The sequence below is a fragment of the Nocardiopsis synnemataformans genome (assembly GCF_965343085.1).
GTDB classification, from domain to species: domain Bacteria; phylum Actinomycetota; class Actinomycetes; order Streptosporangiales; family Streptosporangiaceae; genus Nocardiopsis; species Nocardiopsis alborubida.
Map to the genome: position 1 here is coordinate 1 of NZ_CBDRFA010000020.1, position 14,809 is coordinate 14,809.

A 14,809-nucleotide genomic window follows, 5' to 3' on the forward strand; every position below is an offset into this window, starting at 1 on the left:
TTGGCTTGGGAGGCCACTCGAGCGCACACGAGGGCACAGGAGTGAGCCTCTACTGCTGTCGGAAAGTGGTGTGTGGTGTGTGCCCCCACCCCGGTGAACGGCTCGCCCAGAAAACTCCGTCCGAGGAGTTCGCTGATTCTCCGGACAAGCACCCCCGATCCTGGCTACGGTCATCTCGAACACAGCGACGAAACCAACAGGGTCGGGATGTGGGGGCACGATGCCACAGGCCAGCACACGGCGGTTGCGAACCATCGCCGACCCGTTCCTGGCCCCCACGCCGACCGGGGTGAGCGTGCGTGACCGGCTCAAGGGCCTCACGCCACGGGACGAAGCGGTACTGCGGGCCGTGGGCGCCCATCTGGGATCGCTCGCCTCCACGGACCTGGCCACCCGATGCACGGACGGTACCGGCCACGACAAAAACGCCTGGGCGGCCCGCAAACGGGGGGTGACCCCTGTCTCGTCCTCTCGATGGGCGGGGGCGATCACTAAAGCTTCGAATGAGCAGTGGGCGCTGGCCCGCCGCAGCCAACTCGCCCACCTACACCGCCTCCAGGCGGGGATCGACACCCTGCGCCACCGTCTGTCCCAGCCCCTGGGAACCCCGGGCACCAAGAGCGCCCCGGGCGGGTACGCCTCCCGGCAGGAGTGGCACGCCAAGTCCCGACGCCTGGCCGCCCTGGAGAATCGGCACGCGGCAGAGGTGGCCGACTGGGATGTGGGGCGGGTCCATGTGGTGCGCGGCGGCAAACGGTTGCTGAACACCCGCCACCACCTGGACCAGGCACAGCTGACCGAGACCGCGTGGCGGGCCCGCTGGGAGGCCGCCCGCTTCTTCCTGTCCGCTGATGGTGAGTCCGGCAAACGCTACGGCAACGAGACGATCCGCATCACCCCTGAGGGGCAGACCTCGATCAGGCTGCCCGCCCCGCTGGCGCATCTGGCCAACGCTGCGCATGGTCGGTACGTGCTCTCCTGCCGGGTGGCCTTCGCCCACCGGGGCACCGAGTGGGCCGACCGGGTCGAGGCCGACGGGGCGGTGGCCTACCGCATCCACCTGGATGCGGGTCGGAACCGGTGGTACGTGAGCGCATCCTGGACCCCCGCTCCTGTCCCGCAGGTGCCGTGGGAGGCGGCGCTGGCCCACGGGGCGGTCGGGGTGGACGCCAACGCCGACCACCTGGCCGCCTGGCAGCTCGACACCCACGGCAACCCGATCGGGAACCCGCGCCGGTTCGCCTTCGACCTGTCCGGGAACTCCCAGCACCGGGACGCGCAAGTGCGCCACGCCCTGTCCCGACTGCTGCGCTGGGCCACCGGATGCGGCGTGCGGGCCATCGCGGTGGAGGACCTGGACTTCGCCCGCGAGAAGACCCGGGAGAAGCACGGACGCCGCAAGAAGTTCCGGCAGTTGATCAGTGGTTTTCCCACCGCTCGGTTGCGGTCCCGGCTGGTGTCGATGGCCCACACCCTGGGGGTCTCGGTCATGGCCGTGGACCCGGCGTACACATCCCGGTGGGGTGCCCAGCACTGGCAAAACCCCTCACCACCAAACACAGGAAGGTCTCCCGGCACGATGCGGCCAGCATCGCGGTCGGCAGGCGCGCCCAGGGCCACCCGGTCCGGCGACGGACGGCACCGCCCCCACACCACCGGAGTGATGGTGCGGGGCATCGGACCGCCCAGGCCACACCGGATGGCTCTGGGCGCGAGGGAAACCGCCCACCCGTCACGGAGCGTGCACGCGATGCGCGTGGCCGGACGCGGCAGGAACGCGGCGACCCAGCCCATCCAGAACCGTTCGGGATGGGTGCAGTGCCAGAGTGACCCCCAGGGCCACTTCTGATCACTGTTCAGGAACGGTCAGTTCGCGCTACAGGAGACCGTCGGCCAGGTCCAGTTGCCGTTGTGGTCGATGGTCACGCCCCAGTTGTCTCCGTTGCCGTTGGGCCTGGCGGTCAGCACCTGGGAGCTGGGGTAGTCGGCGCTGATGTTCCAGGTGGAACTGATCCTGGCCGGGGACGGCACGTTCATCGTCACGGTCCAGTCGCTCGAACCGCTGACCGAGACGTTGAGGTTGTACCGGTCGCTCCACTGCTGGCCAGCGGACAGGGTCGCGGTGCAGCCGCCACCACCGGGGTTGCCGCCGCCACCGCCACCGCCACCGCCGGAGCCCACCGTGATGTTGGAGCTGCCGCTGCTCTGGTAGCCCTCCGTGGCCATGATCATGTAGTCGTGGTTGCCCAGGTTCATTCCGGCGCGGGCCCACGCGTCGAAGTGGTTTCCGGAGGTGATGGTTCCGCCCGTCCGCCTCGACTGGCGCACGCTCCAGTACTGGGGGAAGGTCTGGATGCCGTCGATGGAGGGGGCGTCGTAGCGCATCGTCCGGTAGATGTCGTACGTGCCGCCGTCGCTGGTGACCGTGCCCATGTGCGTTCCGGTGGGCCGGTAGGTGCCCCAGTTGTCGACGACGTAGTACTCCACGAGCGGGCTCCTCGTCCACCCGTAGAGCGTCAGGTAGGAGTTTCCGGACGGGTTGAAGCTGCCCGAGTAGTTCACGGTCCTGCGCCCGCCGGTGGGCCAGCCCTTACCGGCGACGAAGTTGCCGGTGTTGCTCCATGAGGTGCTGTAGTTGCCGCCGGAGCCCAGTTCCATGGAGACGGTCCCCTGGCTGTCGGTCCAGAAGGAGTAGAAGTAGCCGTTGTGGGTGCCGGTCTGGTTGGTGGTGATGGCCGCGCTGGCCGTGCCGGGCAGCAGCGCCAGGGTCGTGACCAGCGCGACCGCGACGGCGCAGACCCGGCCGACGAGCGTTCTGGCGCGACCGCGTTCGCCGCTGCGCGGGGGTGCGGGGGAATCGTTCATGAGTGCTTCCTCCTCGTGCTTGGGGGGTCAGGAGGCGTGCGCAGGACCGGATCGGGGGTGATCCGACCCGACGGGGATCGTGAGCCCCGTCACAGGCTCAGTGTCCGTCTGGCTCCGTTGCGTTGTCAATAATTTCCGGAAGATTCCGGATAGCTTGGAGGGCGCACCTCCTTCTGTGCGGCACACCCCCTGTTCAGTGATCTGGAGATACGGTGCGCTCGCGGTCGACCGCCCTTGGTTCCGGAAGGCTTCCGGATCATGGCGGGCGAGAACACCTGTCACGAGCGCGCCAAGGGCCCGGCACGTGCGGGCAACGCCGCCTCGCACCGGCCCGACAATTCGCTCCGGCCTCCCTCCCGGGCCCGGCCCCGTGCCATGCTGGGAGTCATGGAGGTCAAGGAACCGCGGCTGGAGATCGAGTACTGCACCCGGTGCCGGTGGCTCCCGCGGGCCACCTGGATGGCACAGGAACTGCTGACCACGTTCGAGGCCGAACTCGGCGAGGTCGCGCTCATCCCGGGCACCAACGGCGTGTTCGAGGTGCGCCTGGACGGGGAGAGCGTGTGGTCGCGCCGGACCGACGCGGCCTTCACCGACGCCGCCGAGCTCAAGCGCCTCGTCCGGGACCGGATCGCCCCCGAACACCACCTGGGGCACTCCGAACTGCCCTCGGACGGCTAGAGGCCGAGATCACGCCCGTTCGCGTCCGGCGCGAACGGGCCCCTTCGGGAGCGCGAGGAGAGCGGAAGCGGGCGGCAGCCGCTGCCGAACCCGGACCGTTCAGGAACGCCGGAACGGCCGGCGGCGCCGGTCACGGCCCCCGGGCCGGGCGCGCCCCCGCGGCGCCCACGGCAGCCACGGCTCACGCGGCGGGTGGGCGACCCGCGTCTGTTCGTCCTCTCCGGCCAGCGCCCGCTCGGCCCCCTCGGGTTCGAGCCCGGCGAACAGCATGATGTCGGTGGCGACCATCCGCACGTACAGGTGGGCGGCCCCGGTCACGGGATCGTCCGCCGCGTCGTCGTCGAAGGGCCCGACCAGGACGAGCACCCGGTCGACCGCACGCTGGCGCGCCGCGCGGCCCCCGAGGTCCGCGGCCAGCACGTCGAGCACGGAGGCCATCTCACACACCACCGGCGCCAGGCGTCGGCGCTCGTCGGTCTCGGTGGCGGCGGTGGTCCGCGCGAGCGACAGACAGCTCTCCCCGAGGATGATGAGCCGGTCGACCCTCTCGTCCTCGTACCGCAGCGGCTCGGGGTCGGTCCACCGCGCACTGGACCAGCGCACCGTGCGGTGGCTGTTCTCGCGTGCGCGGCTGAGGTCGGCCATCGGTCTGCTCAGAGCGCCCAGGCGGTCCACCGTCCACAGGGAGGGGTCCTCGTCCTCCTCCAGCGCGCGGCCGGTCGCGCCGAGCAGGCGGACCATCTCCGCCAGCGCGGCCGCCTCGGCCCGGCGCAGCCGCGAGACCACACGCGCGGGGAACAGGATCTGGCTCACCACGAGCGCCACGCCCGCCCCGATGAGGGCGTCGATGAGCCTGCCGAACCCGATGTGGCCCTCCGCGAAGGCCACGGTGAGGATCGCGCCGGCCGCCGCCTGGGCGATCACGAGCCGGGCGGCGCCGACGGCGACGGCGATCGCCATCGCCACGCCGGTGGCGGCGGCCAGAGCCCCGTAACCTCCGCCGGTGACGACCAGGGTCAGTTCACCGACGACGATGCCGATGACCACGCCGAGCAGCATCCGCACGGCGTTGGTCCCCCGCTCCCCGCCCGCGGCGTTGAGCGCGATGACCGCGGCGATCGGCGCGAAGAACGGGGAGTGGTCGCTGACGAGGCCGCCCGCGATGATCCACGCCGCGGTCGCGGCGACCGTGGCCTGCACCACCGATCCCCCGTCCGCGGACAGGCGGTCCAGCGCCGCCGACCCCGTGCGGGCCGCCGACCGCAGTCCGGCGCGGACGAGACCGCTCAGAGACCGCATGCCCCTCCCGCCACCTCCGGTTCCGGCGGGCTCCGCACGCCCGCGTGGACACAGCCACTGCCACCACAGCTACCCACGAGGATCACATGGTCACCCTATGAACACGAAAGCCCCACACCTCACTTGGGCAGAAGCCGCACGCACCGCTTCTCCCACGGGAGGAACACGGGCTTCCCCAAGGGAGGCTCTCCCAAGGGAAAAGGAGGAGTCCGCGTAGAAACGCGGTCGCCACCGGATCGCGGACCGCCCGCCGAATCGCGCGCACACCCCTGGCCGAGCCAGGACATGTTCCGTACGATCACCACCGGTGAGGAGAACGGCGCTTCCCCCGACCCCCGGCCCACCCGGGCACTCCGGCCCTCGCCCGCGTACCGCCCCCCGCCCCCTGCCCCCAGGAGAGACGTGAGCAAGAGAATCGGTATCGTCGGCGCCGGGACGGCTGGCCTGCACCTGGGCCTACACCTGCTGCGGCACGGTGTGGAGGTCACCCTCTTCACCGAGCGCTCGCCGGACGAACAGCGGCGGTCGAAGGTGCTCAACACCGTCGCCCACCACGCCGTGACCGTGGAACGCGAGCGTGCCCTCGGCGTGGACCACTGGCCGGCACAGGAGTTCGGCTATCCCGGGCACGAGTACCGGGTGGGCCCCGGACCGGAGCCCACCGCCTTCCGGGGCCGCTTCCGCGCGCCCAGCCGGGCCGTGGACTACCGGATCTACCAGCCCCGGCTGACCGAGGACTTCGCCGAGCGCGGCGGGGAACTCGTGCTCGGCCGCCTCTCCCCCGACAACCTTCCCTCTCTGGCCTCCCGGTTCGACCTGGTCGTGGTGTGCACCGGACGCGGCCCGTTCGCGGAGGTGTTCGAGCGCGACCCCGCGCACTCGCCCCTCACCCGCCCCGGGAGGGTGCTGTGCGCCGGTCTGTTCACCGGCGTCGCCCAGCAGCCCGTCCCCCAGGTGACCTTCCACGTCTCCCCGGGAGCGGGCGAGATGATCGAGATCCCCACCTGGACCGACGGCGGCCTGGTCATGGCCCTGGTCATCGAGAACCACCGCGGCTCTGCCCTGGAGGCCCTGGCGGCCACTCCCTACGAGGAGGACCCCGAGGCTTACCGCGACCTCGCTCTGGGGCTGCTCCGCGAGCACTACCCGGACTGCTCCGAGCGGATCGACCCGGCGGAGTTCGGCCCCCTGGACGGGCCGCGCGGCATCCTCCAGGGCGCGGTGACCCCCGTGGTGCGCCGCACGCACACGGTGCTGGACGACGGCACCGTCGTGCTCGCCCTCGGCGACGCGCACGTCACCGTGGACCCCCTGCTCGGCCAGGGAGCCAACATGGCCTCCCACGCCGCGTGGGTGCTCGCCGAGGAGATCGTCCGCCAGGACGTCCTGGACCGCCGCTTCGTCGACCACGTGGACATGCGCAGGCAGGACCGCGTCCTGTCGGCGTTTCGCACCACCAACCTGCTGATGGAGAACCTGGAGGCCATGCCCGCGGACTTCGTGGAGTTCCTCGGGGAGCTGAGCCGCAACCGCTCCCTGGCCGACGAGTTCACGGAGTGGTTCAACTATCCCGAGCGCTTCTGGGACGACCTGGCCGATCCCCGGCGCACGGCCGCCTGGATCGCCCGGCACACCCCGGCCTCCGTGTGAGACGCGGCGGCCCTCACACCGGGCCGAGGTCGGCCAGCAGGGCGTCCAGGACCGTCTCCTCCTCGACCCGTACGCCGTGCGCGGCCATCTCCTCGGCGAGGAGCGGATCCCAGTCGGTCGGGGCGGCGCTACCCGACAGCGGCCGCGCCCGCTCCCCCAGGGAGGAGCGGTAGTCGGCGGCGGTGAGCCGCCACGGCCGCCACGGCACCTGTCGGGCCAGCGCGTTGGCGATACGCACCCCGCCCCAGTCGAAGTCGGTGTGCAGCCGGGCGACGGCTCCCCCGTCCACCGCCTGGCGCAGCAGGGTCAGGGCGGCCGCGCTCGCCCCACCCTGGAGGCAGACCAACGGCGCGCACTCCGCGCCCCAGCGGTCGGCGGCTCCGGCGACCACGACGGGGTTCTCGCACACCGAGACCGTCCGGCCCGGCCACGAGGTGTGCCGGGGGTCGCAGACCAGCTGTCGCAGGGTCAGCACGGCCGGCTGTCCCGCCTCGGCCAGGGCCGCCAGCGCCCGGCCCGTGGCGGTTTCCGGGTTCCCGGGCAGGTTGAGGACCAGCACGGTGGAGGAGAGTTCATCCTTGAGCACACCCACCGAGGCCCACACACGCCGCCGCCAGGCCGCGCCCTCGCCCTCGGCCTCACCGCCCAGCAGGCGGGCGGCGCCCAGGACCAGGGTGGTCACCGAACGGTCGTCGTCCAGGGCGTGGGCGTCTCCCAGGACCCGGGCGGCCAGCTGGGACAGGGCGACCCCGTCGGCGGGCAGCGCGTCCACCGTCCGGGCGACCGCCTCCACGAGGGGGGCGGCCTCCTCCGGCCCGGTGGCCATCCGGCGCACACGGCCGTCCCGTCGCACGTCGGCGCACCACGCCTCCAAGGCGGGAACGCGGGCGCACACCCGCTCCAGGGGGGCGAAGACCCGCGCCCAGGCGCGCTCCTCGCGTTCCTGCTCCTCCTCACGCGCGACCACGGGCCCGGTGAGCAGTTCCACCGCCGCGGCCAGACCGCCGGGGCAGGCGCCGCTGCGCCGGAGGACGTCGTCGATCCGCTCCAGGCGCACGCTGACGTTGCTTCCGCGTCCGGGTCGGCGGCCCACCAGCGCGGCGAGCGCGGCCCGCTCCTCCTCCGTCGCACCGCTGCGGGTCACGGTCCCGGTCAGGGGTCTGCCCTCGTACAGGCGGCGGCGCGACCGCTCCAGGAGCCAGGCCGTGGCCGGGGTGCCGAGCAGGCGGCGCAGGCGCGGCAGGTCGGGTCCGGTCACTCCCACAGCCCTTCCTGGGTCGGCTGGCCGCCGTCCGCACCGGAGCGGTCCCCGGCGGCCGCTCCCCGCGCGGCCTCCCGTCCGGACCCGTTCGGTTCGTCGGCCAGGAGTCGCTCGCGGCCGTTCCACTCCCAGCGGGTGACCAGGACCGCGGGGACCCCGTCCACCCGGGACAGCTGGGCGATGGCCAGGCCGGGGACCTGCGGGTAGCATCCCCACTCGCGTTCGCTGGTCATCACCACGTCCAGGTCGAAGGCGTGCAGCAGCCCCAGGCACTTGGCGCGGGAGTCGTCGTCGACCCCGGCGAAGGCCTCGTCCAGCATGATCAGGCGCGGGGCGTGCGGGTTGGTCGTGGTGGCGTAGTAGGAGGAGGCCGCGGAGAACAGCGGGATCGACGCCGAGAGCACGCGTTCGCCGCCCGAGGCGGGACCGGTGGCGCTGTTCCACTGCCCGTGCTGGTGGCGCTGCACGGTGAACCGGTGCCAGGAACGGTAGTCCAGTGCCCTGGCCAGGCGGTCGAACCACGGGGCGCTGGGGTCCCGGTCGCGTTCGCGTTCGATGAGGCGCTGGAGGAAGTCCCCGACGGCCGCGCGGTCGTCCGCCGACCACGCGTCCGCGGTCTGGCGCAGCAGCCGGTTGCGGGCGGCCGCCACACCCTCGGGGGCGTCCCGGTTGAGCCGCCACAGCAGCCGCAGCCGCATACCGGTGCTGGTGGGGCGCTCCTCCAGTTCGGTGTTCATCCGCTCCACCTGGTGCTCGGCGGCGCCGATGAGGTTCTGTAGCGTGCCGGCGACCTCGGTGAGCAGGTGGTTCTCCAACACCTCGCGTTCGCGGGCCGAGAGCAGTTCGCGCCGTGCCGCCACCTCCCGGGCCAGCGCCGCGGAGAGTTCGGGGACGGGCTGTTCGCGCCCCTGGAAGGTGACCCGGACGATGATGACCCCCGCCTCGGGCCAGGACGCGGCGCCGTGCCCGTGCTGGGACAGCGCGTCCTGGAGGTTCTTGAACTGCTGGGACAGGTTCTTCTGGAGCCGGCCCCAGGTCTGGTCGGAGTCCTCGGTCGCCTCCAGGGAGCGGTCGACGGCGCGCGCCAGGCGCACGGCCGGGTCGGCCGCCCACTCCCTGGCCGTGTCGGGCACCTCCAGGTCGGGCAGGGCGATGGCGAGCACGCCGGTGGCCGCGAAGGCGCGCAGGGCGTCGACCGCCTCGGCCCGGGCACGCGCGCTCTCGGCGATGTCGTCGTCGAGTCCCTCCACCCGCCCGGCGGCCCGGCCCCGGCGGTCCAAGGCGTCGGCGCGCTCCCCTTCCAGCAGGCGTGAGCGTTCCTGGCACTCCTGGAGCTGCTGCGCGACCTGGGTGAGCATGCGGTTGAGCTCGGCCACCGCCGTTCCCACGGTCCGGCCGAGCGTGTCGCGGCGTTCGGCCGCCTCCTCGGCCTCCAGGCGCAGTTCCCCGGCCCGCTCCGCGAGGTCGGTGGCGAGCTGGTCGGCGCGCTCGGCCTCCTCCCGCTCGCCCTCCCGTGTCCGGTGCGTGTCCAGGTGCGTGCGGACCGCGGGCCACAGCTCCGCCAGGGCGACCCGGTAGGAGGACAGTGCCTCGCGTTGGGCGGACAACTCCGCTTCTTCGGTGGGTGTGCCCAGTTCGGCGGCGGTCTCGGCGAGTTCGGCCCGTGCCCGGTCGAGCCGGTCGCGGAGCCGGTCGAGTTCGGCGGCGCGCTCGTGCCTGCGGCGGGTGAGGGCGACGGTGGCGCGCACGGCGTCGGCGACCCGTGCGTGCGCGGCGCGCAGGGCGGCGTCGTCGGGCAGGGCGTCGAGCTCGGAGCGCAGCACGCGGCGGCGCTCGGCCAGGGCCGCCAGGGCGGTGTCGATGCCCGACAGGCGCTGTTCGACGGTGTCGAGTTCGCGGGCGATCTGGTCGAGCCGGTCGCGGCGGGCCTGTTCCCGGGCGCCCTCACCCAGGTGGCGGGCCTCGTCCTTGGTCCAACTGCCCCGCAGGGCGCCGGTGCGGAAGCGGCCCTCGACGGTGACCCAGGTGGTGACGTCCTCGCGTTCGGATGTGCCGACGGCGGCCAGGAGCGCCGCCACCCGTGAGGGGGCGACCGCGTGTGCGCCGGGGTCGTCGGGGTCGATGGCCGGACGCAGGAGCAGCCCCAGATGGGGGCCGGGTACGGGGGCGCCCGCGACGGCCAGGGTGTCGTGTCCCCCGGCGGTGGTGAGGGAGCCGTCGGGGGCCACCCAGGCGTCCAGGAGCCCGGAGGCCTCCAGCGCCGCTTCGAGGCGGGCGCGTTCGACGGCGGTGAGGTGCTCGGCGAAGTCGACGAGCTTCCACAGGGGCGCGCCCGGGCGTTCCCGTCCGCGCGGGGCGGTGCGGGTGTGCGGAACCGGCGGGGGCGCGGGGCGCCCGGCCCGGAGCTGTTCGCGTTCGTCCTCCAGCGCCTGCCGGTCGCGGTGCAGGGCGTCGCGCTCCACGCCCAGTTCGGCCTCGCGTGCGGCCAGTGCCGTCTCCACCCGTTGGGCGTGCCGCCGGGTTCCCTGGCGGACGGGGTCGGGGCCCTCCAGGGTGGTGGCCCAGTCCGCGGCCTGGTCGAGCAGCCCCGGCAGGTCGTCGGGGCGCAACTCCGCGCAGGAGTCGAGGTGACCGCGTACGGACGCGACGTGCTCGCGCGCGGCCGCGTCCAGGTCCTGCTCGGCCTGGGAGCGGGCCAGGTCCAGGTCCGCGAGTTCGGTCTCGGTGTCCTCCAGCCGGGTACGCGCCCGCAGGTGGTGGCCCTGGGCCTCGTCCGCGGCGCGCAGCAGCGCGGCGGTGTGGTCCAGGGCGCGGGCGCGGCGCTGGACCAGGTCCTCGGCGTCGCGGCGGGCGGGTTCGGCGTGCTCGGGAAGGGCCCGGTCGACGGTGTCGCGGTGCTGGCCGTCCAGGCCCGCGCGCCGGGCCTCCCCGGTCGCCCGGTCCCGGACGCGTTCCAGCTCCAGGTCCGCCTGTTCGACGGCCCGGGCCGCCTGGTCGAGCCGGTGCCGGGCGCGTGTGGCGTCGCCGCGGGCGCGTGTGGCGTCCGTGGCGCCCCGCTCCGCCCGGTGCGCGCTCTGGTCGGCCTCCGCGCGTGCCCGGTCGAGGTCGCGTGCGCTGTCCATCTCGGGGCTGCGGCGCAGTGACTGGTCCTGTCCGCGCAGGCGCGCGGCGCGGGAGGCCAGCTCGTCGGCCTGGGCGTCGATCCGGTCCAGGTCGGCCTGGGCGGTGTCGTGGGCGGCCAGCGCGGCGGTGCGTTCGGAGGTGAACCTCTCGTACCGGGAGTGCTCCTGGCGGGGCGGGCGGGCGGCGCGCCTGGCGGCCACGCGCGCGTAGTGGCGGTAGTGGTCCAGGAAGGCGGAGGAGGCGCGTTCGGCGTCGGCCATCGCCCCCAGTTCCTCCTCGTCGTCCTCCAGTTCGCGGTAGGCCTCGGCGACGTCGGCGATGACCGCCTGGTCCACCGGCGGCAGGGCCTCGGTGAGCGCCTTGGACAGAGCGGTCTCGCTGGGACGCTTGGACAGCTGCGGCTGGCGCAGCTGGATGAGCAGGTCCACCAGGGAGCCGTAGCGCTCCTCGCCCAGGCCGAAGAGGGCCTCGTCGACGGCCCTGCGGTAGTCCCCGGCCTGGTCGTAGACCATGCCGCGGCCCTCGACCGCCTCGATCAACCGGTCCCGGGACAGGGCGGTGCGGGTGGCGTCGAGCAGGCTGAGCCCGTCGGGTCCGGTGCCGATCCGCTGGGTGGTGGAGAAGTACCAGCGGCGGGCGATGCCGCGTCCGGTGACCGCCTTGAGGCCGCAGCCCAGGGTGCGGTACTCGGCGGTGCCGTCGGCGTCGCGGCGGCCGAACTCGATCCAGGTGTAGCCGAGCCGCTCGTCGTGCGGGTGCTCACCGCCCAGCAGCAGGTTCCACTCCATGCGCTTCTTGGGGTCGCCGTCGGGTTCGACCCGGTGGGCGGACAGCTCCCCGTCCAGCAGGAACGGCAGGGTCAGGGCGAGCACCTTGGACTTGCCGGTGCCGTTGTTGCCGCGCAGCAGCAGCCGCCCGTCGCGGAAGTGGAACTGCTCGTCCTCGTAGTAGAACAGGTCCACGACGCCCAGGCGCAGGGGCTGCCAGCGTTCCCGTCCGGGTTCGGGCAGGGTCACGGAGTCTCTCCCTCGGGTGTGCTGACGTGGGGTTCGGCGACGGAGTAGCGGGCCAGTGCCGGGCGCGGCGCGACCGCGGGCCGGTCGTCCACGAGGACCGTCTCGACCAGCCCCAGGCCGCGCAGGCGCTCCACGGCGGTGGCCACCAGCGCGGGTTCGTTGCCGGGGGCGCGGGCCGACTTGGACCAGTAGGAGGAGTGCTCGCGGGCCAGTTCGCGCACCTTGTCGCCGAGTTCGTCCAGGGTGAGGGGGCGCCCCGCCGCGGCCAGGTGTTCGGCCAGGAGCAGGGTGGCGTGCCCGGGTGTGCCCTGTTCGGGCATGCGCAGATCGGTCAGGGCGTCGTCGGGGTCGACCATGGCGATGCCCTCGGCGCGGACCTCGGCGACCAGGCCGGTGAGCTCGCCGATCCTGCGGGTGATGGCGGCGCGCTGGCTGACGAGGTAGGCGAGCTCCCCCTCGGTGAGGGTGTCGAAGTACAGGACGGGGTCGTCGAGCAGGCGCCGGGTGAGGCGGTGGCGGATGGCGGTGTTGCGCAGGTCGTCGCTGTCCAGCTGGTGGGCCACTCCGTCCTCGGCCAGCGTGTGCAGCCGCGCGGCGTGGTCGGTGTCGGCGATGGTGGAGGGGCCGCGCGCGCCGGCGAGCATGCCCGTCAGCACGCGCCGGTCCACGTCGTAGAGGGCGTCTCCCCGGTCGCCGACGAAGGCGCCCTCGTCCCCGGCCACCCGGGAGAGCACCCCCAGGCCGACCAGGAGCCGTACCACCGCCACCAGGTCCATGCGCTGGTCGCGGGTGGACAGGGTGAAGTCCAGGTCGGCGAACTCGGGCGCGGAGGCCTCCAGTACGACCTGTTCGGCCAGGCGGCCCAGGGCGGTCTGTGCCTCGGCCCGCTCCAGGACGGCCAGGGACAGGCAGAGCAGGACGTAGCGGCGCCGGTCGAAGGCGAGTCTTCCCCTGCCCTCCTCACGGGCCGGGTGGGTGGCGTCCCCGGGGTCTCCGGGGACCTTGCGCAGCCGTGCCGTCTCGGCGTCCACGTGCAGCCGCCAGCCGGTGTTGCGGTCGAACCACTGGCGCAGTTCGAGGGCGTGGTCGCGTACCTGCCGGAACTCGCGGGGGTGGGCGGAGGCGCGCAGCAGCGGCTGGCGGAGCAGGGCGCGCGCGGCGCGGTGCAGCTCCTCGGGGGTGCTCATCAGTCCTCCCTCCCGCCGGTCAGGTCGACGATGCGCACCAGGTGGTCGGGGCCGTGGAAGGTGCCGCCGGGGGTGCGCACGGTGGCGGTGCGTCCGTCGTCCAGGGCGCTCAGGTGGATCTCCATGGTGCCGTCGTTGCTGGTGGCGACGGTGTGTTCGGTGTCGGGCCCCCAGCGGGACAGGGCGTCGCCGAGCAGTTGGAGGAACAGTCCGAAGGCGACGGGGTCGAGCTCGTCCAGGTCCGACAGGCGCACCTGGCCGCGGGTGGCCAGCCGGGCGCGGGCGGCGGCGGCCTCTTGGGCCTGCTTGCGGGCGAGCTCGGCCAGGTAGCGGCGTTCGTCGCCGCGGTCGATGACCTTGCGCGCGCGGCCGCGCCGCTCGTAGCTGCCGGTGCGGCGCAGGCGCGGGCTGATGGTGAGGCGGTCGGCCTCGGCCCAGGGCGTGGTGGGGGCGATCGGTTCGCGTTCGCGCCGCTCCGCCGTGGCGGGGTCGACGGTCAGGTGGCGGGAGGAGTGCAGGGCGAAGGCCGTGCGCCACAGCCGGTGGCGGGCGTCGTCGTCGGGGGCCTCGGCGAACCACCGGGCCAGGGTCCGAAAGTCCGCGGACCGGTCGGAGCGGCCGGTGCGGCGCTCGTTGATGACCGCGACCACCCGCAGCAGCTGGGGGATGGCGCCGCGGGCGCTGACCCGCAGCCGCTGCGCCTGGGCCGGGGCGCCGGGGGCGGACAGGAACCAGGAGCGCAACCCCTCCCAGCGGCGCTGCCAGCGCTCCAGGGCCCGGTCGAAGTCCGCGCCGCCGGTGGTCTCGGCGCCGGGATCGGCGGGCCTTCCGTCCGGGGCGGCGTCGGCGGCCTCGCGTGCGGCGGCCACGCGCAGCAGGTCGCCGACCGGCCCGGGCCGGGAGGCGGTCCCGTCGAGTTCGGTGAGCAGGAGGGCGATCTCGCCGCCCCGGGTGATGAGGTCGCCGATGAAGCGCTCCAGGTAGGAGATGAGGCGGTCCTTGTAGGCCAGGAAGGCCTCGACGTCGGCGTCGTGCAGGTCGATGGTGCGCTGGAGGGACCCCATGAAGGCGCGGGCGTTGTCGGCCAGGTCGGTGAAGCGCTCCACGAGGCCGAGCAGGGTCAGGTGGACGACCGCCTCGTCGGAGCCCTCGTGCGCGGTCAGTTCCAGCAGGGCGCGCAGCTGTGTGGCGATGTCGGCCAGGGCGACGGCCTGGAGCGAGCCCTTCTGTCCCAGCGCCTCGTCGTAGGCCGCGAGGGCCCGTTCGGCCGCCTCCCCCTCCCGGGTGAGCTGGTAGATGTGGCGGCGGCGGTAGAAGTCCTCCACGGCCGTGACGCGCTCGGTGTCGGGGTCCTGGCGCAGGTTGCCCCACGTGTAGAGGCTCTCCAGGGCCTTGGCGACCGGTTCGACGGCGGCGGGCCGCGCCTCCTCCGGCAGCCCGGTGTGGACCTCCTCGGGGCGAAGGTGCACGCGGAACTGCTCCTTGGCCCGGACGAACACCCCCATCACCGCGCGGTAGAGGTCGTTGTTGGGCGCGGTGAGGTGGGCGAAGACCGCGTAGGGCGTGTGGTCTTCGGGAGGACGGGAGGGAGTGGTCCCCTCCGAGAGCGGCCCGGGTTCAGAGGGAGGAGTCATCCCTTCCAGTATCGGCCTTGTGGGCTGTGCCCGGTGCGCCTTCGTGCGGATTGTCCGCCCGTGTTCGGCGGTGACGGCCCCGTACGCAGGCGG

9 protein-coding genes are annotated in these 14,809 nt (G+C 73.5%); 3 read left to right on the forward strand and 6 right to left on the reverse strand.

Features of this window, described 5'->3' with window-relative positions; translation table 11 throughout:
• Window positions 1-220 precede the first annotated feature (220 nt).
• Window positions 221-1,849 (forward strand): IS200/IS605 family accessory protein TnpB-related protein, encoded by a 1,629-nt coding sequence (locus ACSIH6_RS13605; protein ID WP_435108636.1) that lies wholly within the window; start codon window positions 221-223, stop codon window positions 1,847-1,849.
• A gap of 17 nt (window positions 1,850-1,866) precedes the next feature.
• Here ACSIH6_RS13605 and ACSIH6_RS13610 read toward each other — a convergent pair whose 3' ends face one another.
• On the reverse strand, window positions 1,867-2,865 hold the full coding sequence (locus tag ACSIH6_RS13610; protein ID WP_435108637.1) for a glycoside hydrolase family 11 protein: 999 nt from the start codon (window positions 2,863-2,865) through the stop codon (window positions 1,867-1,869).
• A 387-nt stretch (window positions 2,866-3,252) separates the two neighbouring features.
• On the opposite strand from ACSIH6_RS13610, the gene ACSIH6_RS13615 reads away from it, so the two are divergent.
• Window positions 3,253-3,546: an Rdx family protein gene (locus ACSIH6_RS13615; protein ID WP_150252677.1), complete on the forward strand. Its 294-nt coding sequence runs from the start codon at window positions 3,253-3,255 to the stop codon at window positions 3,544-3,546.
• A 99-nt stretch (window positions 3,547-3,645) separates the two neighbouring features.
• Here ACSIH6_RS13615 and ACSIH6_RS13620 read toward each other — a convergent pair whose 3' ends face one another.
• Window positions 3,646-4,845, reverse strand: coding sequence for an FUSC family protein (locus ACSIH6_RS13620; protein ID WP_435108638.1), 1,200 nt, complete (start codon window positions 4,843-4,845; stop codon window positions 3,646-3,648).
• Window positions 4,846-5,247: 402 nt separating this feature from the next.
• On the opposite strand from ACSIH6_RS13620, the gene styA reads away from it, so the two are divergent.
• Window positions 5,248-6,495 (forward strand): styrene monooxygenase subunit StyA, encoded by a 1,248-nt coding sequence (gene styA / locus ACSIH6_RS13625; protein WP_435108639.1) that lies wholly within the window; start codon window positions 5,248-5,250, stop codon window positions 6,493-6,495.
• 13 nt (window positions 6,496-6,508) lie between these two features.
• Here styA and ACSIH6_RS13630 read toward each other — a convergent pair whose 3' ends face one another.
• From ACSIH6_RS13630 to ACSIH6_RS13645, 4 genes are read right to left on the reverse strand one after another with little or no spacing between them, the layout of a single operon-like run.
• Window positions 6,509-7,753, reverse strand: a complete 1,245-nt coding sequence (locus tag ACSIH6_RS13630; RefSeq protein WP_435108640.1) for a TIGR02679 family protein — start codon at window positions 7,751-7,753, stop codon at window positions 6,509-6,511.
• Complete coding sequence (locus ACSIH6_RS13635; protein ID WP_435108641.1) at window positions 7,750-11,895, reverse strand: TIGR02680 family protein; 4,146 nt, start codon at window positions 11,893-11,895, stop codon at window positions 7,750-7,752. The genes ACSIH6_RS13630 and ACSIH6_RS13635 overlap by 4 nt, the downstream gene beginning before the upstream one ends.
• Window positions 11,892-13,082 (reverse strand): TIGR02678 family protein, encoded by a 1,191-nt coding sequence (locus ACSIH6_RS13640; RefSeq protein ID WP_435108642.1) that lies wholly within the window; start codon window positions 13,080-13,082, stop codon window positions 11,892-11,894. Before ACSIH6_RS13640 ends, ACSIH6_RS13635 begins: the two co-directional genes overlap by 4 nt.
• Window positions 13,082-14,716, reverse strand: a complete 1,635-nt coding sequence (locus ACSIH6_RS13645; RefSeq protein WP_435108643.1) for a TIGR02677 family protein — start codon at window positions 14,714-14,716, stop codon at window positions 13,082-13,084. Before ACSIH6_RS13645 ends, ACSIH6_RS13640 begins: the two co-directional genes overlap by 1 nt.
• Window positions 14,717-14,809: the final 93 nt, after the last annotated feature.

What these genes read in the sequence shown, in the direction of transcription:
- ACSIH6_RS13620 (WP_435108638.1), bottom strand. Translation starts at nt 4,845, where the DNA reads ATGCGGTCTCTGAGCGGTCTCGTCCGCGCCGGACTGCGGTCGGCGGCC.
- ACSIH6_RS13605 (WP_435108636.1), top strand. Translation starts at nt 221, where the DNA reads ATGCCACAGGCCAGCACACGGCGGTTGCGAACCATCGCCGACCCGTTC.
- ACSIH6_RS13640 (WP_435108642.1), bottom strand. Translation starts at nt 13,082, where the DNA reads ATGAGCACCCCCGAGGAGCTGCACCGCGCCGCGCGCGCCCTGCTCCGC.
- ACSIH6_RS13645 (WP_435108643.1), bottom strand. Translation starts at nt 14,716, where the DNA reads ATGACTCCTCCCTCTGAACCCGGGCCGCTCTCGGAGGGGACCACTCCC.
- ACSIH6_RS13610 (WP_435108637.1), bottom strand. Translation starts at nt 2,865, where the DNA reads ATGAACGATTCCCCCGCACCCCCGCGCAGCGGCGAACGCGGTCGCGCC.
- ACSIH6_RS13615 (WP_150252677.1), top strand. Translation starts at nt 3,253, where the DNA reads ATGGAGGTCAAGGAACCGCGGCTGGAGATCGAGTACTGCACCCGGTGC.